This window comes from Empedobacter sp. R750 (genome assembly GCF_030324345.1).
Taxonomy (GTDB): domain Bacteria; phylum Bacteroidota; class Bacteroidia; order Flavobacteriales; family Weeksellaceae; genus Empedobacter; species Empedobacter falsenii_C.
This window is the reverse complement of sequence record NZ_JACAGF010000010.1, coordinates 90,645-109,257: the sequence shown is the minus strand read 5'-3', so window position 1 is coordinate 109,257 and position 18,613 is coordinate 90,645. Positions and strand designations below refer to the sequence as shown.

The 18,613-nt window shown below is 31.5% G+C and carries 23 protein-coding genes; 12 read left to right on the top strand and 11 right to left on the bottom strand.

Annotated elements, in window-relative coordinates:
* From HXZ74_RS11555 to HXZ74_RS11530, 6 genes are all read left to right on the top strand, one after another.
* A complete protein-coding gene (locus HXZ74_RS11555; protein ID WP_114999859.1) occupies nt 1-345 on the top strand; it encodes a four helix bundle protein in 345 nt (114 codons plus the stop codon).
* A 39-nt stretch (nt 346-384) separates the two neighbouring features.
* Nucleotides 385-1,140 carry a Fe-S cluster assembly ATPase SufC gene (gene sufC / locus HXZ74_RS11550; protein ID WP_038333580.1) on the top strand — a complete coding sequence of 252 codons (756 nt, stop codon included), beginning with the start codon at nt 385-387 and terminating at the stop codon, nt 1,138-1,140.
* A 78-nt stretch (nt 1,141-1,218) separates the two neighbouring features.
* A complete protein-coding gene (gene sufD, locus HXZ74_RS11545) occupies nt 1,219-2,538 on the top strand; it encodes a Fe-S cluster assembly protein SufD (protein ID WP_181816290.1) in 1,320 nt (439 codons plus the stop codon).
* 136 nt (nt 2,539-2,674) lie between these two features.
* The gene (locus HXZ74_RS11540; RefSeq protein WP_038333581.1) at nt 2,675-3,898 is read left to right on the top strand and encodes an aminotransferase class V-fold PLP-dependent enzyme; all 1,224 of its coding nucleotides are present in this window, start codon (nt 2,675-2,677) and stop codon (nt 3,896-3,898) included.
* 81 nt (nt 3,899-3,979) lie between these two features.
* Nucleotides 3,980-4,228: a hypothetical protein gene (locus HXZ74_RS11535; RefSeq protein ID WP_114999861.1), complete on the top strand. Its 249-nt coding sequence runs from the start codon at nt 3,980-3,982 to the stop codon at nt 4,226-4,228.
* Between the two features lie 14 nt (nt 4,229-4,242).
* Nucleotides 4,243-5,034: a DUF3667 domain-containing protein gene (locus HXZ74_RS11530; protein ID WP_180906277.1), complete on the top strand. Its 792-nt coding sequence runs from the start codon at nt 4,243-4,245 to the stop codon at nt 5,032-5,034.
* 55 nt (nt 5,035-5,089) lie between these two features.
* Here HXZ74_RS11530 and HXZ74_RS11525 read toward each other — a convergent pair whose 3' ends face one another.
* From HXZ74_RS11525 to HXZ74_RS11515, 3 genes are all read right to left on the bottom strand, one after another.
* On the bottom strand, nt 5,090-5,416 hold the full coding sequence (locus HXZ74_RS11525; protein WP_038333582.1) for a single-stranded DNA-binding protein: 327 nt from the start codon (nt 5,414-5,416) through the stop codon (nt 5,090-5,092).
* An 80-nt stretch (nt 5,417-5,496) separates the two neighbouring features.
* On the bottom strand, nt 5,497-5,880 hold the full coding sequence (locus HXZ74_RS11520) for a DUF3037 domain-containing protein (protein WP_038333583.1): 384 nt from the start codon (nt 5,878-5,880) through the stop codon (nt 5,497-5,499).
* Nucleotides 5,858-6,649 carry a HipA family kinase gene (locus tag HXZ74_RS11515; RefSeq protein WP_286475530.1) on the bottom strand — a complete coding sequence of 264 codons (792 nt, stop codon included), beginning with the start codon at nt 6,647-6,649 and terminating at the stop codon, nt 5,858-5,860. The genes HXZ74_RS11520 and HXZ74_RS11515 overlap by 23 nt, the downstream gene beginning before the upstream one ends.
* 109 nt (nt 6,650-6,758) lie before the next feature.
* Here HXZ74_RS11515 and HXZ74_RS11510 point away from each other — a divergent pair, with 109 nt between their 5' ends.
* Nucleotides 6,759-7,406 carry a SanA/YdcF family protein gene (locus HXZ74_RS11510; protein WP_147279974.1) on the top strand — a complete coding sequence of 216 codons (648 nt, stop codon included), beginning with the start codon at nt 6,759-6,761 and terminating at the stop codon, nt 7,404-7,406.
* Nucleotides 7,407-7,443: 37 nt separating this feature from the next.
* On the opposite strand, the gene HXZ74_RS11505 is transcribed toward HXZ74_RS11510, so the two are convergent.
* The 3 genes from HXZ74_RS11505 to HXZ74_RS11495 form a co-directional block, all read right to left on the bottom strand.
* Nucleotides 7,444-7,974, bottom strand: a complete 531-nt coding sequence (locus tag HXZ74_RS11505) for an adenine phosphoribosyltransferase (protein ID WP_114999872.1) — start codon at nt 7,972-7,974, stop codon at nt 7,444-7,446.
* Nucleotides 7,975-8,067: 93 nt separating this feature from the next.
* Nucleotides 8,068-8,496, bottom strand: coding sequence for an acyl-CoA thioesterase (locus HXZ74_RS11500; protein WP_114999874.1), 429 nt, complete (start codon nt 8,494-8,496; stop codon nt 8,068-8,070).
* Between the two features lie 84 nt (nt 8,497-8,580).
* On the bottom strand, nt 8,581-8,841 hold the full coding sequence (locus HXZ74_RS11495; protein ID WP_114999876.1) for a hypothetical protein: 261 nt from the start codon (nt 8,839-8,841) through the stop codon (nt 8,581-8,583).
* Between the two features lie 255 nt (nt 8,842-9,096).
* Between HXZ74_RS11495 and dnaA the strand changes: the two genes are divergently transcribed.
* Genes dnaA through HXZ74_RS11480 form a run of 3 tightly spaced genes read left to right on the top strand, consistent with a single transcriptional unit; the run spans nt 9,097 to nt 11,706 of the window.
* The gene (dnaA, locus tag HXZ74_RS11490) at nt 9,097-10,524 is read left to right on the top strand and encodes a chromosomal replication initiator protein DnaA (RefSeq protein ID WP_038333589.1); all 1,428 of its coding nucleotides are present in this window, start codon (nt 9,097-9,099) and stop codon (nt 10,522-10,524) included.
* Nucleotides 10,525-10,542: 18 nt separating this feature from the next.
* Nucleotides 10,543-10,989 carry a low molecular weight protein-tyrosine-phosphatase gene (locus tag HXZ74_RS11485; protein ID WP_280045732.1) on the top strand — a complete coding sequence of 149 codons (447 nt, stop codon included), beginning with the start codon at nt 10,543-10,545 and terminating at the stop codon, nt 10,987-10,989.
* 9 nt (nt 10,990-10,998) lie between these two features.
* A complete protein-coding gene (locus HXZ74_RS11480; RefSeq protein ID WP_280045733.1) occupies nt 10,999-11,706 on the top strand; it encodes an SAM-dependent methyltransferase in 708 nt (235 codons plus the stop codon).
* 108 nt (nt 11,707-11,814) lie between these two features.
* On the opposite strand, the gene HXZ74_RS11475 is transcribed toward HXZ74_RS11480, so the two are convergent.
* The gene (locus HXZ74_RS11475; protein ID WP_286475528.1) at nt 11,815-12,282 is read right to left on the bottom strand and encodes a GNAT family N-acetyltransferase; all 468 of its coding nucleotides are present in this window, start codon (nt 12,280-12,282) and stop codon (nt 11,815-11,817) included.
* Nucleotides 12,283-12,410: 128 nt separating this feature from the next.
* On the opposite strand from HXZ74_RS11475, the gene HXZ74_RS11470 reads away from it, so the two are divergent.
* Nucleotides 12,411-12,884 carry an Mpo1 family 2-hydroxy fatty acid dioxygenase gene (locus tag HXZ74_RS11470; protein WP_280062011.1) on the top strand — a complete coding sequence of 158 codons (474 nt, stop codon included), beginning with the start codon at nt 12,411-12,413 and terminating at the stop codon, nt 12,882-12,884.
* A gap of 1 nt (nt 12,885) precedes the next feature.
* Here HXZ74_RS11470 and HXZ74_RS11465 read toward each other — a convergent pair whose 3' ends face one another.
* The 4 genes from HXZ74_RS11465 to HXZ74_RS11450 form a co-directional block, all read right to left on the bottom strand.
* A complete protein-coding gene (locus HXZ74_RS11465; RefSeq protein ID WP_286475527.1) occupies nt 12,886-13,953 on the bottom strand; it encodes an SGNH/GDSL hydrolase family protein in 1,068 nt (355 codons plus the stop codon).
* A gap of 88 nt (nt 13,954-14,041) precedes the next feature.
* Nucleotides 14,042-15,469 (bottom strand): adenylosuccinate lyase, encoded by a 1,428-nt coding sequence (gene purB / locus HXZ74_RS11460; RefSeq protein ID WP_038333596.1) that lies wholly within the window; start codon nt 15,467-15,469, stop codon nt 14,042-14,044.
* A 21-nt stretch (nt 15,470-15,490) separates the two neighbouring features.
* Entirely contained in the window at nt 15,491-16,345 is an 855-nt protein-coding gene (locus tag HXZ74_RS11455; protein ID WP_114999887.1) for a fructosamine kinase family protein, read from the bottom strand.
* A 58-nt stretch (nt 16,346-16,403) separates the two neighbouring features.
* Complete coding sequence (locus HXZ74_RS11450) at nt 16,404-17,693, bottom strand: adenylosuccinate synthase (protein ID WP_114999889.1); 1,290 nt, start codon at nt 17,691-17,693, stop codon at nt 16,404-16,406.
* Nucleotides 17,694-17,922: 229 nt separating this feature from the next.
* Between HXZ74_RS11450 and HXZ74_RS11445 the strand changes: the two genes are divergently transcribed.
* Nucleotides 17,923-18,612: a DsbA family oxidoreductase gene (locus HXZ74_RS11445; protein WP_286475525.1), complete on the top strand. Its 690-nt coding sequence runs from the start codon at nt 17,923-17,925 to the stop codon at nt 18,610-18,612.
* The last annotated feature ends 1 nt before the right edge of the window (nt 18,613 follow it).

Sequence of the window (18,613 nt, the reverse complement as noted above, 5' to 3'; positions counted from 1 at the left end):
ATGGAAAAAGATAATATCATTTTAAAATTAACTTTAGAATTTTCACTATTAATAATAGAATATTGTGAAGAACTTGAAATGAATAAAAAGTTTGTAATTTCAAACCAATTATTAAAATCAGGAACTTCTATCGGAGCTAATATTAGAGAAGCTCAAAATGCTGAGAGTATGAACGATTTTATTCATAAATTCAAAATTTCAGCAAAAGAAATTGACGAAACTATGTATTGGTTAGAATTATGTCAATTATCAAAGAATTATCCCAATTCAGAGTATTTAACCGAAAAATTGGTTAATATTTCTAAAATTGTGAATAAAATAATAAGTACATCAAAATCAAGATAATTAGAAAATTATCACATTAACTAATTTACAAATTAGATTATGTTATTAAATATAAAAGACTTACACGCTCGTATCGAAGAGCGCGAAATTTTAAAAGGTTTAAACCTTCAAATTAATCCAGGTGAAGTTCACGCGATTATGGGACCTAATGGTGCTGGAAAATCAACTTTATCTAACGTTATTACAGGTAAAGAAGAATACGAAGTAACGGATGGTGATATCGAGTTTGATAATGAATCAATCTTAGAATTAGCACCAGAAGAAAGAGCACAAAAAGGAATTTTTATGTCTTTCCAATATCCAATCGAAATTCCTGGAGTTTCTGTAACAAACTTCATCAAAACTTCTATCAACGAAACGCGTAAAGCACAAGGTTTAGAAGAAATGGGAGCTTCAGAAATGTTGAAAGAAATTCGTGCAAAAGCAGAATTATTAGGAATCAAAAAAGATTTCTTATCTCGTTCTCTTAACGAAGGTTTCTCTGGAGGTGAGAAAAAACGTAACGAAATTTTCCAAATGTTAATGTTAAACCCAAAATTAGCGATTTTAGATGAAACTGATTCTGGTTTAGATATTGATGCTTTACGTATTGTTGCGGATGGTGTAAACGAATTCAAAAATGAAAACAATGGAGTGTTAGTAATTACACACTACCAACGTTTATTAGACTATATCGTTCCTGATTTTGTACACGTTTTAGCAGACGGAAAAATCATTAAATCTGGTGGTAAAGAATTAGCTTTAGAATTAGAAGCAAAAGGTTACGACTGGGTAAAAGAAGAAGCAGGAATCTAAACATTTTGTAAAATGTAAAATGTATTAAGTCCAAAGTACTTTTTACTTCTTACATAATACATTAATACAATATCTAAAATGATTGATTTAAAAGAAAATTTAGTTTCTCGTCATTTAGTGTTCAACGAAAAAAATAAAGTGAATAAAGGAGTCGAAGGTTTACGTCAAGAAGCTATCGAAATCTTTAATCAAAAAGGTTTTCCGACACGTAAAGACGAAGAATGGAAATATACAAATCTTGCTCCTTTGTTGAAGGTGGATTACAAATTGTTCCCAGAAGACGAAGTTGCAGTAGAGTACAAAGACATCAAGAAATATTTGATTAATGATATCGATACATATACAATCGTATTCATTAACGGAAAATATTCTTCGTTTTTGTCAAATACAACACATGATGAAGCTGATATTTGTGTCTTGTCAAGCGCAATGCATAAAACAACTCATCAAGCTGTAATTGAGAATTATTACGGAAAAATTGCGAAAAAAGACGAAAGTCTAGTTGCTTTAAATACAGCTTTTGCAAAAGATGGAGCTTATATTTATGTTCCAAATAATGTGATTTTATCTAAGCCAATTCAGATTGTTTATTTCTCAACAGGAGCTTCTCAAGAAGCAATGTACCAGCCACGTAATTTGGTTGTAGTTGGAGATAATGCACAAGTTCAAATTATCGAAAGACATCAAACATTAGACGAAAAAGCAAACTTAACAAATGTTGTTTCGGAGGTGAATGTTGGACGTAATTCTGAAATTCATTGGTACAAATTCCAAAATGATTCTAACGATGCTTCTTTAGTTGACAATACATACATTAATCAAGAAAGAGATTCTCGTGCCAATGTATTTACATTTGCTTTTGGAGGAAAAATTGTACGTAACAATTTGAATTTCTTCCAGAATGGAGAAAATTGTAACTCTGTAATGGACGGAATTACGGTGATTGATGGTAAACAACATATCGATCATCATACATTTGTGGAGCATAATTTCCCAAATTGTGAATCGCACGAATTGTACAAAGGGATTTATGATGAGAAAGCGCAAGGAGTTTTCAATGGTAAAATCTATGTACACAAAGAAGCACAAAAATTGAATGCATTCCAACAAAATAATAATGTTTTATTATCTGATGGAGCTTCAATTAATACAAAACCTCAATTAGAGATTTTTGCTGACGATGTAAAATGTTCGCACGGATGTACAGTTGGGCAATTAGAAGAAGAATCTTTATTCTACATGCAACAACGTGGTATTCCGAAGAAAGAAGCGAAAGCAATGTTATTGTATGCCTTTGCTGCAGATGCTTTGCGCCATGTACAAATTCCACAAATCTCAAATAGAGTAAACTCTATAATTGCAAAAAAATTAGGAGTTAGTTTAGATTTCGAATTATAAAATATAGTTCTGAGTTATACGTAATAAGTTTTAAGTTGAACTTATTTTGAAATATAAAGTAAGTATTTGAAACTATTTTGAATACTTACTTTTTTATTACACATCACTCATAACTCATTACTCAAAACTAAAAAAAATGTCAATAGATATTCAACAAATAAGAAGTCAATTTCCAATTTTAAATAGAGAAGTCAATGGAAAGCCATTGGTTTATTTAGATAATGGTGCAACTTCTCAAAAACCGAAAGTTGTTTTAGATGTTTTAGACGAATATTACGAAAAGTACAATGCAAATGTACATCGTGGAATTCATACATTAAGTCAAGAAGCAACAGATTTGATGGAAGAATCGCGTCGTAAAATTCAAAAATTTATCAATGCGAAACACGATTATGAAATCATTTTCACGCGTGGAACAACGGAAGGAATTAACTTAGTTTCGAATTCACTTCGTAATGTTTTAACAGCAGATGACGAAATTATTATTACCGAAATCGAACATCATTCTAACATCGTTCCTTGGCAATTGTTGTGTCAACGAACTGGTGCAAAACTGAAATATATTCCGTTAACTGCAGAAGGTATTTTGGATATTGAGAAGTTGGATGATTTATTGACAGATAAAACCAAATTAGTTTGTGTTAATCAAGTTTCGAATGCTTTAGGTGTTGTAAATCCGATTGAAACAATTATCGAAAAAGTGCATGCAAAAGGTGCTTGGGTTTTGATTGATGCGGCGCAATCTGCTCCACATACGGTTATTGATGTACAAGCAATGGATTGTGATTTCTTGGTTTTTTCTGGACACAAAATGTATGGTCCAACTGGAATCGGTATTTTGTATGGAAAAGAAGATATCTTGAATGAATTACCACCTTTTCATGGAGGAGGAGAGATGATAAAAGATGTAACGATGGAAGTTTCGACTTATGCTTGCTTACCTTTCAAATTTGAGGCAGGTACACCAGATATTGCAGGAATTATCGGACTTGGAGCTGCGGTAGATTTTATCAATTCTATCGGAATGCAAACGATTCATGATTACGAAAAAGAATTGGTAGATTATACCATTCAACGTTTATCAGAATTTGATGAAGTGGAGATTTATGCAAAAGATGCAGAGCATTCTGGTGCTGTTTCTTTCAACTTAAAATTTGATGGTGTTCATTCATCAGATGTCGGAATGATTTTAGACAAAAAAGGAATTGCGGTTCGTACTGGTCATCATTGTGCGCAACCAATTATGCATCATTTCAATATTCCGGGAACGGTACGCGCTTCATTCGCTGTTTATAATACAAAAGAAGAAATAGATACATTTATCGAAGGTCTAAAAACCGCGATTCGAATGTTAGGATAATATTAAAAGGATTTCATTTTTTGAAATCCTTTTTTGTTTCATTTAATTTTTTATTTTTGATGTAATTAATACTAAAAACTCATGCAAACTAAAAATAAATTATCAGAACTAACATTAGATGAATTACAGACTAAACATAAAAAAGTTAATAAACTAACAATTACGATTCAAATTATATTACTTATAATTTCTATTTCACTTACTCTTGGAGTTTTTGCAAATTATTTAAAACCTATAAATGTCGTTTTTGTTTCTTTATCTGTCATTTTTATTCCATTTGTTACAGGTTTAAATCAAATCAACCAAGAATTAAAAAATAGAAATAATTAATTCTTAAGATTTTTATGAGTGATAAATGTATGACTTGTGGTAATTTGATTACAGAAAATTTCTGTGGAAATTGTGGTCAACGTAAAAATAAGAGAATTAATAAAACTTATATATTGGATGAATTGCAAGATTTGTATGCGCATACAAACAAAGGTTTTTACTATACATTAAAGAAAACCGCAATAAATCCTGGTAAAACTGCAAGGGAATTTATTGAAGGAAGCCGTGTTAATCATTATAAGCCTTTAATGTTTGCTCTAGCACTTTCTGGTATTGCATCATTTTTAAGTTATCAAGTAATTGGTTTAAATGACATTTTTAAAGAGACTTATAAGTCTATGGGACTTAATAATGAGTTTTCAAATGATATAATTGCCTTCTTAGCTAGTAATAATGCATTATTGATGTTAGCATTACTTCCATTTTTTGCGATACTTACAAAAATTGTTTTTAGAAAATGGGGTGAAAATTATTATGAACATGTAGTGATGAATTCATTTATTTTATCATTTTATACAATAAGTTCAATATTAATAATTTATCCACTAATGTATTTTTTTAAAAATGATTTGGAAATTATTTTTAAAATTACATCATTAAGTTTTTTATTACTTCCATTTATTTTATTCTTCTTTTATAAGAATTATTATCCAACAAAATCAGTAAAATTGATTATATGGAAAATCTTTTTAATTTTTTTGTTAATGATACTTTCATATATCGTTTTAATAATCATATTTAGTCTAATAGTAGGTTTAATGATTGTAATAAATCCAGAGTTTGGAAACTATTTTAGAAAAAGTTAATTAATAAAACAATAAAAGGGAAACGAACTAATTCGTTTCCCTTTTATCTTAAACGTTAAAGAAGTACAATTTCATCAATTATAATTTCTGTAATCGTTTTTTGTTGACCATCTTTATCTTGATAATCTCGGTAAGTCAATTTGCCTTCTACAGCAAGTTGTTTTCCTTTTTCTACGTGTTTTTCGATCACATTTACAATTGGTCCGTAAGCAACTAAATTGTGCCACGTCGTTTGCTGCACTTTCTCACTTTTGCTATTTGTGTAGCTTTCGTTTGTTGCTAGACTAAATTTTGCAAGCTTCTTTTCGTTTTCTAATGTCTTAACTTCAGGATTGCTACCAACATTCCCAATTAGCTGAACTTTGTTTCTTAATGTACTCATGGCGATAAATAATTTAAAATTAATGTATAACCAAATTTAAGAAAATATTTTTAAAACATTCGTTTTTAAGTATTTAACTTTTACAAAACATGTTCTTTAAATAATCGATCCAAGGTTTTATCAAGGTTTGTTGTTTTACCTGGATGCGGACGAGAACTTTGAATAGACGAACTTCTGACAGCTGTTAACCAGCGAAAACGTTCTGGCGTTTCGAAATTAGAGACAGCAGATTCGGGATGAATTCCTTCGGCAATTTTAGACAAAGCATTCAAATTACTGTCAATAAAATCAAGGTCTAATTCGTGGCAAAAAGCATTAATTCTATTATCATTAATAAAATATTTTACTTTCAAATAATCTTCTTTTTTAGAAAATAAAATCACTCCAACATTGATAAATTCTTCGCGTTCAACTTTCGGAACTAAACGAAGAATTGCATACTCATATAAGATTTTTTCTGGCATTGTTCGCTTCGTTTATAAAAAGTTCGGTGTGTTGTAATCGTGTTTTGATAAATGTTTTGTAAACCGTTCTCATTTCTTCGTGAGTAGAATGTGTAACTTCTGTTTCTAACCATTCATCAGGAATCAAATCGACAATTCTATCAATTATTTCATCATTCAAAATCGCTTTAAATTCTGCATCAACTTCTTCAAGTTTTGTCGTATTTTTCAATAAAACATGGTCTTTAATTGGTGTAAAAGGAGCAAGAGCCGCTTTTTCCCAATTGTCCCACGAATGATGAAAATAATAAGATGCACCATGATCTATCAACCACAATTCTTTGTACCACATCAACATATTTGTATTACGAAAAGTACGATCTACATTCGTCAAAAATGCATCTAACCAAACGATTTGCGAAGATAATTTATCATCAATTTTCATCACAGCAGGATCATAATTGATTGCACCAGATAAATAATGCAAAGCCAAATTAGTTCCTTCGCTAAATTTTAACAAATCCTGAATTTCTTCATCAGCTTCGGATTGACCAAAATATTCGTCCAAATTTGCAAAAACTAATTCAGGAACTTTAAATCCTAAAACACGTGCAATTTCTCCTCCTAACAATTCAGAAATCAGCATGCGAGGGCCATGACCAGCACCTTTAAATTTCAAAACATATTTAAAACCGTCATCTGCATCAGCTAGTGCAGGCAAAGAACCATCTTCGCGCAAAGGTTGCAAATAGCGTTCAACGGTAACTGTTCTTAACTCAATCTCATTCATTCTCTAAAATTACGATGAAAAATTTAAAATAATTTTCACATTTATAATTTTTAAATATCACTAAACTTATAGACTTTTGAATGTTAAAATTTTTTAAAGCAAAAGATAGTTGAGTAAACTTGTAAAAATAGGAAGATTTGTAATGCGTAAAAGTATGTTTATCGTTGGATTAATAGCGGTTTTTACTTTGATTGTTGCATTGATTATTCAGATTTTTACTTCGTATTACATTTACAATTATCAAGGAAATATTCCGTCAGATTATCGTGTGGCAGTTGTTTTTGGTGCAAAAGTTCAAGCTAATGGACAACCAACTCGTTTTTTGAAAGATCGTTTGGATGCTGCAATTCGACTTTACAAAGAAGATCAAGTGGATGTAATTTTACTTTCTGGAGAAAAACTTCACGAGAATTTTAATGAAATTGACGTGATGGAAAAATACTTGTTGGATAGAGGTGTCAAAATTGAAGATACTTATCTCGATGGGGCAGGTTTGGACACGTATAGCACGATTTATAGAACCAAAAATATTTATCAATTTGATAAAGTGATTTTAATTTCTCAATCTTATCATCTCAAAAGAGCGCTTTTCTTAGGAAAAGTTTTCGGATTAGATTGTATTGGATATAATGCAGATAGCGGACCTTATAAAACGGAAGGTAAACAGAGTTTTAGAGAGATTTTAGCGAATATAAAAGCTTTGTTGGATATCGGGAATGAAAGAGCACCAGAAGTGATTATAGCGCCTAAAAAATAAAAAACTCCGCTCAAAAATTTTGAACGGAGTTTTTAGTTTAATATTCTGTTAAAGTAACAATATCAGTTGTAAAAGAGGTTAATTTATCTTTTCCGTTTAAGAAAGTCAAATCAACAATAAAAGAAAATTGTGTTGTTTTTCCGCCACATTTTTCTACCAATTTAGCACAAGCTTCGGCAGTTCCACCAGTTGCCAAAACATCATCGTGAATTAAAACTCGCGCACCATCTTTGATGTAATTCGAATTTACTTCTATCGTTGCTTGTCCATATTCCAAATCATACGATTGACTAATTGTTGGAGGAGGTAATTTACCAGCTTTACGAATTAATACAAAAGGGACTTTTAATTTTTGTGCAATCTGAATTCCGTATAAAAATCCTCGGCTTTCAATTCCACAAACAATATCCACTTTACCTTTTGCTTTTTCTACAAAAGCGTCTACAATTTCGTCCGAAAGTTCAGGATTTAAGAACAATGGAGTAATGTCTTTGTAGACAATTCCTTCTTTTGGAAAATCGATAACGTCTACAATCGTTTGATTGATTTTTTCTTGAAGTGTTGACATTCGTTTTTAATCATGTTTTGTTAAGGAACAAATTTAATGAGAAATCATGTGCAAGAATTTGTTTTAACGAATAATTAATCATTCTAAATAATATTATAAACCTAAACTTGTCCAAATACGTTCTGGAATACGAACAGGACGACGAGTTTCGGCATCAATACAACATAAAATAGTGTATCCTTGATTAATTATTTTTTCCGCTTCATTATATATATTGTAATCAAATCGAATGCGAACACCTTTGTCACGCTCATGAACTGTAGTTTCAATTTCGATTAATTCATCGTACAAAGCACTACCAATATATTTAGTATGCATTTCGATAATTGGCATCTGAATTCCCATTGCTTCCAATTCGGCATAAGGAAAACCACGCTCACGCATCAATTCTACACGACCAATTTCATAAAACTCAGGATAGTTTCCGTAATAAACCACTTTCATTTGATCGGTGTGTTTATACAGAATACGAGTTTTGGTGCGAAAAACATTTAATTGTTCGGTTTGTTCTATCTTCTCCATAATTTTCTAAAACATCATTTTAATCTTCAAAAGTAGAGAACAAAAAAAAGACTTTATCATTAATTATATAAAAAATGAAAAAGTCTATTCAGTAATTTTTTTGTAATCCATCCAACTAAAAGAAGTTTGCGAAGAATCTTTTTGCTCTTCTTTTAAGAAATCGTATTGAATTTGAATAATCGTTTTGAAAGTAGGATTTGCTATTTCATAATAAAAAGTCCTTACATTTTCTTCTTCACCTTGTTCAATTCGTAAAAGAGAAAAATTATTTTTGATGCCCAAATCATTTAAATGATTTTCTACTTTGATAATTGCGAAGTCAATTTTTTCTTGTGTAATTTCCATAGTGATACAAAAATATGAATTATTAGTTTTATAAGCCAAAATATGTCCGAAAAGATTATCTTTGTAGTACTTTTATTTTATCTAAAACTACTTATTGATATTTTTGAATTATACAAAGTATTTTTTAATATATCAATACCTAAATCATTTTTTTTATTCAAAATTTGTTCACAATTTTGTAGAGAAGGGTTGATGAAAATTTAACATTGACTTTCAGTAATTTACATTAAAACTTAAGCACTTTTGGACAATATTATGACGATAACTGCAAATTCTGTGTGGGAAAAATGCTTGTCTTTTATAAAAGACAACATTGCGGAAGATGCCTTCAATACTTGGTTTGTACCGATACGTCCGGGCAAACTAAATAATAATGTTTTAACAATACAAGTACCAAGTAAATTTTTTTACGAATGGTTAGAGGAGCATTATATCAAAATTTTAAAAAGTGCCTTACAAAAAGAATTAGGTTCTGATGCAAAATTGGTATACAGTATTTTGATGGATCAAAAGTCGCAAGGACGTGAGCCATTTACGGTACGTATTCCAAGTTCGAACAAAGAAAAACCTCGCCCACAAGAGGTAGAAGCGCCAATTAATTTGCAAGCTGGTAAAATGATGAATCCTTTCGTTATTCCAGGATTGCAAAAATTAAAAATTGATTCGCAATTAAATCATAATTATACATTCAATAATTTTATCGAAGGAGAATCAAATCGATTAGCTCGTGCGGCTGGTCGTGCGATTGCCAAACGCCCAGGAGGGACTTCGTTCAATCCTCTATTCATCTATGGTGGAGTAGGATTAGGAAAAACTCATTTGGTGCATGCGATAGGTTTAGAAGTAAAAGATTTACATCCAGAGAAAACTGTTTTGTATGTTTCAACTGAGAAATTTACACAACAATTTATAGAAGCTGTAAAAAATAATAATCAAAATGATTTCATTCACTTTTATCAAATGATTGACGTTTTGATTATGGATGATATTCAGTTTTTATCTGGAAAAGCAAAAACGCAAGAAGTTTTCTTTCATATATTTAACCATTTACATCAAAGAGGAAATCAGATTATTTTGACTTCGGATAAATCTCCAGCAGATATTCAAGATATGGAAGATCGTTTGATTTCTCGTTTCAAATGGGGATTATCAGCCGATTTACAAAATCCTGATTACAATACACGTCTTTCTATTCTGAAACAAAAATTAGAAAACGATGGTATCGAATTCCCTGATGAAGTAATGGATTATATCGCACAAAATATTGATACAAATGTGCGTGAATTAGAAGGTTCATTAAATTCAATCATTGCGCAAGCAACATTGAATAAACGTGAAATTACGTTAGATTTAACAGCACGTACGTTATCAAAATTAGTACAAACAGCTCGCAAAGAAATCTCGATTGATTACATTCAGAAAACAGTTTGTGAATACTTTAAAGTGAAGATTGAAGATATTCAGTCAAAAACACGTAAACGTGATGTGGTACAAGCGCGTCAATTAGCAATGTATTTTGCAAAACAATATACAAAAGCGTCGTTGGCAAGTATTGGTACGCAAATAGGTAAACGTGATCACGCAACAGTTTTACATGCTTGTAAAACAGTGAAAAATTTACAAGAAACGGATAAGCAATTCCGTGGTTATATCGAAGATATTTCACGTAAAATTGCAGATTAATCTATAAATACTTTTTCAATGAAAATTCTGATGGTTTGTTTAGGTAATATTTGTCGTTCTCCGTTGGCAGAAGGAATTTTACAAACAAAGGTTGGTGACAATCATTTGGTAGATTCTGCTGGTACAGGCGATTGGCATGTTGGAGAACAGCCAGATAGACGCTCGGTTGCGGTTGCTAAAAAATATGGTGTTGATATTTCTGATCAACGTGCGATGCATTTCAATCCAGTTTTTTTCGATGAGTTTGATTTAATCTTTGCAATGGATGAACAAAATTTAATCGATTTGCAACAATTAGCTCGAAGTGAAGAGGAGCAAAGCAAAATTAAATTGATTTTGAAAGATGGAATAGGGCAAACGCAAAATGTGCCTGATCCTTACTACGATGGTGAAGATGCTTTCGAGCATGTTTATCAATTATTAGATGAAGCCACAGACGGAGTCATCAAAAAATACAATCTTTAAAATTATACAATGAAAACGGCTAAAGTTTATTTGATCCCTTCACTTTTAGGTGAAAGCGAACACAGTAGAGTATTGCCTTTATACAATCTTGACGTTATTCGAGCAATTGATACGTTTGTGGTAGAAAATGAAAAATCTGCACGTAAATTTATCAAACAAGTTTGCCCCGAAAAAGTTCAAGCCGATTTAGATATTTATATTCTAAACAAAGATACAGAGCCAGAAGAAATGTTAGATTTGATCAAATTATTGGATCAAAACAAAACAATCGGAATTATTTCCGAAGCTGGTTTGCCTGCGGTTGCAGATCCAGGTGCGCAGTTGGTAAAAGTTGCGCAACAGAAACGCATTAAGGTAGTGCCTTTGATTGGTCCGTCGTCTATTTTGTTGGCGTTGATGGCTTCTGGAATGAATGGTCAAAACTTTGCTTTTCACGGTTATTTACCAATCGATAAAACGGAACGTAAAAAGAAATTGGCACATTTAGAAGCTGAAAGTGCGAAAACAGGAATTGCTCAAATTTTTATGGAAACGCCGTATCGCAACAATCAAATGGTTGACGATTTAACGAAAATTCTTCGTGCTGAAACTAAAATTTGTGTTGCGTGTCACATTACATTAGAGGACGAAGATATCCGCACGTTATCTATCAAAGAGTGGAAAAATGAAAAGTATGATTTTCATAAACGTCCCGCAATTTTTGTCATGCAAGCTTAAAATTTTTATAATATAGATCAACACTTCGTGTTTCTTTTCACGAGTCGTTGCTCCAAAGTATACGAGAAAGCCAACATCTAGATGTTGGCTTTCTCGTATAAAATCATTTTATAAATAAGTTAATTCGATTTCGTGTAAGATAGGAATGTCATCATAGCCATTTTTAGGTATAGAGGGTTTAATCTCTCTTGCTTTATTAACTGCATTTAAGTAAATATTAGAAATATTGAAATTTCTTTTTTGATAAAATTTCAATGCATGTAAATTATCATTTGTAGTTACTAACCAAACTTTTTTAAAATTATTAATCTTATAATATTTTATTATTTCGTTAATTAAAAGAGAACCAATTCCATTATTTTCTTTAAAGCTATCTAATGAAACAATTTCTATTTCATTATTTTCAATAACAAAAGTTAAAAGCCCTACAATTGTGTTATTTTCTAAATAAACAAATGATTCCAAATTATCGACATAATGAATTTTATATTTTGAAATCATATAATCTGTCTTCCACTTATCAATGAAAATTTTTTTAACTTCAAGTTTTAATTTTTCATCAGTTCTGATAATCATATTTTATTAAAATTCTATTTTGAATATTGCTTTCAAATATATGAATTACTATATTGAGTTATTAAACTTATTTATAATTTTTAGATCTTATCTAATTTTAATTTATATTTAATATAAAATCATCCAAAATGAGAAAAATAGAAGAACTTTTTAGTGAATATGGAGAAAGTCATCAAAATGGGACAAACAAAACCATTCATTGGATTTGTGTTCCACTCATCTTTTGGACGATTCTTGGTTTTATTTCCTACATTCCAACACCGCATTTGTATGTACAGAACTTTGGTTATATGAGCATTGCGTCAATTATTGCGTTGGTAATTGTTTCAATCTTTTATTTTAGATTATCGGTTGTCGTTGGTATTATTATGATTTTTCTAATGTTGATTATGGAATATTTTATTTCGTTGTGCAATCTTCAATTCGGTACAAAATCTTGGATAGTTTATTTAGTAGTTTTTATCATTACATGGATTCTGCAATTTGTAGGTCACAAAATAGAAGGGAAGAAGCCAAGTTTTCTTAAGGATTTACAATTTCTGTTGGTCGGACCAATTTGGTTGTTAGGTTTTATTTTACGTAAAATCGGAGTTAAGTATTGATCTATTTCTTACTCAAAATCTCATTTACTTTTTTCTCAATTGCTTCTGATAATCTGCTAAAACCTAAATCATTTGGATGAATTCCGTCTGTAGAACCTTCGTTATCCGAACCAATTAAATTATCACCTTTCAATAAATATAAATCTTTTACACCTTCTTTTATCAATGCATCGTATTGGGCGCGATAGGTTTGATTTTGTCTTGTCATATTTTCGTGAGCTGTTAAATCAAATTTACTCATTGGTCGAATCAAGCTTTCTACCATCAAAATAGGTGTTTTTGGATGATATTTTCGGAGTAATTTGACGAATGGAATTGTTCTACTTTTGATTTCTTCGGGTGAACTATTCGGAACACAATCTAAGATAAACAAATCAACCCCTTGAATATCTTTAATCATTTCAGCTAATTCAATTTCAATTTTAGCATTTCCACTCAAACCAAGATTAATGAATTCATAACCAGTTTTTCGTGTTAAAATTGATGGATAATTCATTCCAGGACGACTTGCCGACGCACCTTGCACAATGCTCGAACCATAAACCACGATTTTCTTTTTATATACAATCGGTTGATTGATAAAATTAGCAGATGCATCAATTCCTATTTTTAAGTCTGTAATTTCGTTCCAAAGTGGTAAATAAAGCATGAATTCCTTTTCTGTTTTAGATAAATTCTTGACAATATCATATTCACTTTTGATATTTTGCTGATTTGGTAAAGCCGCACCCGCAAAAACCCACTTTCCGTTTTCTTTGATATACAAATCCAATCCACGCGCCATAATTCCAGTTGTATTCGCACCCAAATAAGTAGAACGAGTTGTCCAATCTAGTTTTATTTGCGATGTATTCGATTTGAATGTAACATATAATCCAGCGGGAGCAGTAAATAAACCTTTTACTTTTTCGGGAAGATTTGTGTATTTGTTGGTATCGATTCTATGATAAAAAGGCGTATTATCAAAGGCTTTTCCTTGTACAGTAAATTCTTTATTCGTAATATATTTGATTTGTCCAAATAGTTGAAAAGAACAAATAAGTGCAAAAAGCAGAAAGAATTTTCTCATTGATTGAAATTGATTAAAGGTTAAAATTAAAAAAAGACTTCCAATTCGGAAGTCTTTTTTTTGTTTCATGTGTTTGTCTTAAGCGTGTTTACACTTTAAGGTCTGTATGAGCGCCTAAAAGTGCTTTATTTTCTTCGATAATTGGATCAACCAAATCTTTTAAGAACTCTTCTGTTTGCTCAGAAGCAAATCCTGTAAAGTTTTTCGGATCTAATAATTCGACTAATTTTTCTTTATCAATCTTCACATTATCATCAGCAATAATACGCTCAATCAAATCGTTAGATTTTCCTTCCATTTTCACTTGTTTTGCAGCTTCCATAGAGTGTGTACGAATAATTTCGTGTAATTCTTGACGATCTCCACCATTTTTAACACCTTCCATAATGATGTATTCAGTTGCCATAAATGGTAATTCCTCTGCGATATGCTTCTCGATGATTTTAGGATAAACGACTAAACCATCTAAAATATTGTTCCAAATGATTAAAATTGCATCAATCGCTAAGAAAGCTTGAGGAACCGCTAAACGTTTGTTGGCAGAATCATCTAACGTTCTTTCGAACCATTGCGTAGACGCAACCATTGCAGGAGAAGTTGCCAAAGACATCACGTATTTCGCTAAAGAAGCTATACGCTCAGAACGCATAGGGTTGCGTTTATATGCCATTGCAGAAGATCCAATTTGATTTTTCTCGAAAGGTTCTTCAATCTCTTTTAAATTTTGTAATAAACGTAAGTCGTTTGTGAATTTATGTGCAGATTGAGCAATGTTTGATAATAATTCTAATGCTTGTGCATCAATTTTACGATCGTAAGTTTGTCCAGAAACTGCAAAAACATTTTTGAATCCGAATCGTTCAGACAATTTTTTGTCTAATGTTTTTACTTTTTGGTAATCTCCATCAAATAATTCTTTGAAAGAAGCCGCTGTACCAGTTGTTCCTTTTACTCCACGAAAACGTAATGTATCTATTCTGAATTCTAATTCTTCTAAATCTAATAAAACAGATTGTAACCAAAGTGTTGCACGTTTTCCAACTGTTGTTAATTGTGCTGGTTGGAAATGTGTAAATCCTAAAGTTGGTAAATCTTTGTATTGACGTGCAAATTTCGCTAAACCATCAATCACATTGATTAATTGTCCTTTTACGTGTTGAAATCCATCACGAATCTGAATCAAATCTGTGTTATCGCCAACAAAAGCTGAAGTAGCACCTAAGTGAATAATCGCTTTTGCACTTGGTGCAACATCTCCGTACGTGTGCACGTGAGCCATTACATCGTGACGAAATTTCTTTTCGTAAGCCGCAGCAACATCATAATCAATATTAGTTGCGTTATCTTTTAACTCTTGAATTTGTTCGTCTGTAATATCTAATCCAAGTTCCTTTTCAATTTCTGCTAAAGCAATCCAAAGCTGTCTCCATGTTGTAAATTTTTTCTCAGGAGAAAAGATATATAGCATTTCGTCGCTACAATATCTCGATTCTAAAGGATTTTGATACTTGTTCATTGTATTTGTTTGTTTTGTTTTTTAAAATTTTTTCAAAATGGTTTGCACATCTTTCACATAATAACCTTCGAAAAGGTAAGCGTGTATCAGCAATGGAAATAATTGTGCAATCGGTAAACGCTCTTCGAAATTTGGTGCTAAAGGATTATTTTCGTGATAAGCATCAAAAAATACATCATCAAATCCTCCAAAAAGCTTTGCAATAGCCAAATCCATTTCGCGATGACCATAATAAATTGCAGGATCTATAACCGAGAATTCACCTTTTTTGTTGGCTAAAATATTTCCGTTCCAAAAATCTCCATGCAATAAAGCTGGCTTTTCTTCTGGAAATATCGAATTCAATTGTTTACATAAATTCTCTGCAGATTTTATTTGTTTTGAATTGATTAATTGTTTGTTTTGCAGTAGTTTCATCATTGGTATGATGCGATTTTTTGCATAAAATTCGCTCCAAGAATCTGTTAAACTATTTGGCTGAACGACAATTGCAATGTAATTATCTTCTGACCAACCAAATTGTTTACTTGTATTTTGATGAAGTTTTGCTAAATTTTTTCCTAAGTTTTCCCAATTTACAACAGTTGGAGTAGAGGTTTCCATCCATTCTAATAATAAATATTGAAAATCTTTTCCAGCTTCGCCAACATTTACCACTTTCGGAACCGAAAATGTTTTGGTCTTTTTGATGGCTTCTAAAGCACGTGCTTCTTTCTTGAAAAGATGAGGAAAGTTGTTTGCGGAATTTACCTTTAAAAAATATTTTTTATCAAACGATTCTAATCGAAAAGCATCGTTAATATCACCACCTTTTATTGGGACGATAGAATCTATACCTAAATTCAATTGTTTTAATCGTTCTAAAATTTCGTTCATAAAAATATCTCATAAAGTTATAGCCCAACAAAAAAGTCAGGCTATACTATTTAATTTATTAAAATAAAGTTGTTCTAATAATGTTTTGAGAACGCTCTGGTCCAACCGAAACTAAATAAACTTCGATTCCTAAGTATTTCTCAATATAGTGGATGTAGTCTTGCGCTGTCTTCGGTAACTCATCAAAAGATTTTACGTTCGTAATATCTTCTTTCCATCCTGGTAATTCGTCGTATTGTGCTTCGTAATCAGCTAATTTAGTTGTAGAAGAAGTAAAATAATCAATGATTTTTCTATCTTCTGTTTTGTAACCTGTACAAACTTTTACTGTATCAATATTCGACATTACATCTAATTTAGTAATCACTAAATGTGTAATTCCGTTAATCATACAAGCGTGTTTCAATGCTACTAAATCTAACCAACCTGTGCGGCGTGGACGACCTGTTGAAGCTCCGAATTCGTGACCAACTTGACGAATTTGTTCTCCTAATTCGTTGTCCAATTCTGTAGGGAAAGGACCGTTACCAACGCGTGTACAATATGCTTTCGAAACTCCGATCAAATTTTTCAATTTTGTAGGAGGAACTCCAGCACCAACGCAAACTCCACCAGTTGTAGGAGAAGATGATGTAACGAATGGATATGTACCAAAATCGATGTCTAACATTAATGCTTGTGCACCCTCGAATAATACATTTTTACCTTCGTCAATCGCATGATTGATTTCTAATTCAGAATCCATGATACGTTCTTTCAAACGCTCTCCGTAAGCTAAATATTTTTCGTAAATATCTTCGAATTTTAATGGCTCTTTATTGAATAATTTTTCGAATAAAGCATTTTTAACCACTAAATTTTCTTTGATTTTTTCTGCTAAAACCTCAGGATTTAATAAATCAATTGCACGAATACCAACACGAGCTACTTTATCTTCATAACAAGGACCAATTCCGCGTTTTGTTGTACCAATTTGACTATCTTTTCCTGCAAATTCTTCACGATATTCGTCTAACAAAATGTGATAAGGCATAATGATATGCGCTCTTCTCGAGATAAAAACGTGATCTGTAGAATAACCTTTTGCTTCTAATTGTTCAGTTTCTGCAAAAAAAGCTTCAGGATTTACTACGACACCATTCGCAATAATACATTTTCCTTTGCATTGTAAAACTCCAGAAGGTAATAAGTGTAAGACAAATTTATCATCGCCTACATATACCGTATGACCAGCGTTGTTACCACCTTGGTAGCGTACAACATAATCCGATTTTTCGGCTAATACATCTGTAATTTTTCCTTTTCCCTCGTCACCCCATTGAAGACCGACTACTACGTGTGTTGACATATTGTTTGTTCGTTATTTGTTTTGGAATAAAAATGAAACTAATCATCTTATCTTGGTTCACTGCAAAGGTAATTTAAACCTTGTCTTAAACAAATTTAAAACTCAATTTAGCACGATTATTTTTCAAGATTTTGTTAATAATTTTTCAAGATTAAATTAACCGAAAAATAACCGAATCCATTCAAATAAAAAGCGTATTTTTACAAACTTTTACACCAAAAATTTCCATATGAAAATTGAAATCTGGTCGGATGTAATGTGTCCGTTCTGTTACATCGGAAAAAAACATTTTGAACAAGCTCTAACGCAAATTCCTTATCAAGATAAAATACAGGTTGAATGGAAAAGTTTTCAGTTAAATCCTGATTTATCAAAAACTGAAATTACTTCTGTGAATGATTATTTGATCGAAGCAAAAGGAATTTCGGAAGAACAAGTTTCGGCAATGAATAATCAATTGGCTGAAATGGGAAAAGCTGTTGGAATTGATTTTCAACAACAAAATTCTAAAGTTGTCAATACAGGAGATGCTCATCGATTGATTCATTTTGCGCAAGCGAATGGAAAAGGTTCGGAAGCAGAAGAAAGACTTTTTAAAGCGTATTTTACTGAAGGTAAAAATGTAGCTGATTATGAAGTTTTGGCTGAATTGGGTGAAGAAATTGGTTTGAACAAAACCGAAGTTCTCGAAATGCTAAATTCTGATGCAAATGTTTTTGAAGTTGCTTCGGATATTTTAGATGCACGTAATATTGGTGTTTCTGGCGTTCCGTTTTTCGTAATTGACCGTAAATATGCACTTTCTGGTGCTCAACCTGTCGAGTATTTCGTTTCTGCTTTGACACAGGCTTACGAAAAAGATCATTTGGATCAACTGCAAAATGGTGCTTCTTGTGATGTAGACGGAAATTGTGATTAAA

Excerpts from the sequence above, each read along its gene's own strand:
- dnaA (WP_038333589.1), top strand. The coding sequence starts at position 9,097 with ATGACGATAACTGCAAATTCTGTGTGGGAAAAATGCTTGTCTTTTATA.
- HXZ74_RS11540 (WP_038333581.1), top strand. The coding sequence starts at position 2,675 with ATGTCAATAGATATTCAACAAATAAGAAGTCAATTTCCAATTTTAAAT.
- HXZ74_RS11500 (WP_114999874.1), bottom strand. The coding sequence starts at position 8,496 with ATGGAGAAGATAGAACAAACCGAACAATTAAATGTTTTTCGCACCAAA.
- HXZ74_RS11465 (WP_286475527.1), bottom strand. The coding sequence starts at position 13,953 with ATGAGAAAATTCTTTCTGCTTTTTGCACTTATTTGTTCTTTTCAACTA.
- HXZ74_RS11495 (WP_114999876.1), bottom strand. The coding sequence starts at position 8,841 with ATGGAAATTACACAAGAAAAAATTGACTTCGCAATTATCAAAGTAGAA.
- sufD (WP_181816290.1), top strand. The coding sequence starts at position 1,219 with ATGATTGATTTAAAAGAAAATTTAGTTTCTCGTCATTTAGTGTTCAAC.
- HXZ74_RS11525 (WP_038333582.1), bottom strand. The coding sequence starts at position 5,416 with ATGAGTACATTAAGAAACAAAGTTCAGCTAATTGGGAATGTTGGTAGC.
- HXZ74_RS11555 (WP_114999859.1), top strand. The coding sequence starts at position 1 with ATGGAAAAAGATAATATCATTTTAAAATTAACTTTAGAATTTTCACTA.
- HXZ74_RS11470 (WP_280062011.1), top strand. The coding sequence starts at position 12,411 with ATGAGAAAAATAGAAGAACTTTTTAGTGAATATGGAGAAAGTCATCAA.
- HXZ74_RS11475 (WP_286475528.1), bottom strand. The coding sequence starts at position 12,282 with ATGATTATCAGAACTGATGAAAAATTAAAACTTGAAGTTAAAAAAATT.
- HXZ74_RS11505 (WP_114999872.1), bottom strand. The coding sequence starts at position 7,974 with ATGTCAACACTTCAAGAAAAAATCAATCAAACGATTGTAGACGTTATC.
- HXZ74_RS11480 (WP_280045733.1), top strand. The coding sequence starts at position 10,999 with ATGAAAACGGCTAAAGTTTATTTGATCCCTTCACTTTTAGGTGAAAGC.
- HXZ74_RS11450 (WP_114999889.1), bottom strand. The coding sequence starts at position 17,693 with ATGTCAACACACGTAGTAGTCGGTCTTCAATGGGGTGACGAGGGAAAA.
- purB (WP_038333596.1), bottom strand. The coding sequence starts at position 15,469 with ATGAACAAGTATCAAAATCCTTTAGAATCGAGATATTGTAGCGACGAA.
- sufC (WP_038333580.1), top strand. The coding sequence starts at position 385 with ATGTTATTAAATATAAAAGACTTACACGCTCGTATCGAAGAGCGCGAA.
- HXZ74_RS11455 (WP_114999887.1), bottom strand. The coding sequence starts at position 16,345 with ATGAACGAAATTTTAGAACGATTAAAACAATTGAATTTAGGTATAGAT.
- HXZ74_RS11520 (WP_038333583.1), bottom strand. The coding sequence starts at position 5,880 with ATGCCAGAAAAAATCTTATATGAGTATGCAATTCTTCGTTTAGTTCCG.
- HXZ74_RS11445 (WP_286475525.1), top strand. The coding sequence starts at position 17,923 with ATGAAAATTGAAATCTGGTCGGATGTAATGTGTCCGTTCTGTTACATC.
- HXZ74_RS11485 (WP_280045732.1), top strand. The coding sequence starts at position 10,543 with ATGAAAATTCTGATGGTTTGTTTAGGTAATATTTGTCGTTCTCCGTTG.
- HXZ74_RS11530 (WP_180906277.1), top strand. The coding sequence starts at position 4,243 with ATGAGTGATAAATGTATGACTTGTGGTAATTTGATTACAGAAAATTTC.
- HXZ74_RS11515 (WP_286475530.1), bottom strand. The coding sequence starts at position 6,649 with ATGAATGAGATTGAGTTAAGAACAGTTACCGTTGAACGCTATTTGCAA.
- HXZ74_RS11535 (WP_114999861.1), top strand. The coding sequence starts at position 3,980 with ATGCAAACTAAAAATAAATTATCAGAACTAACATTAGATGAATTACAG.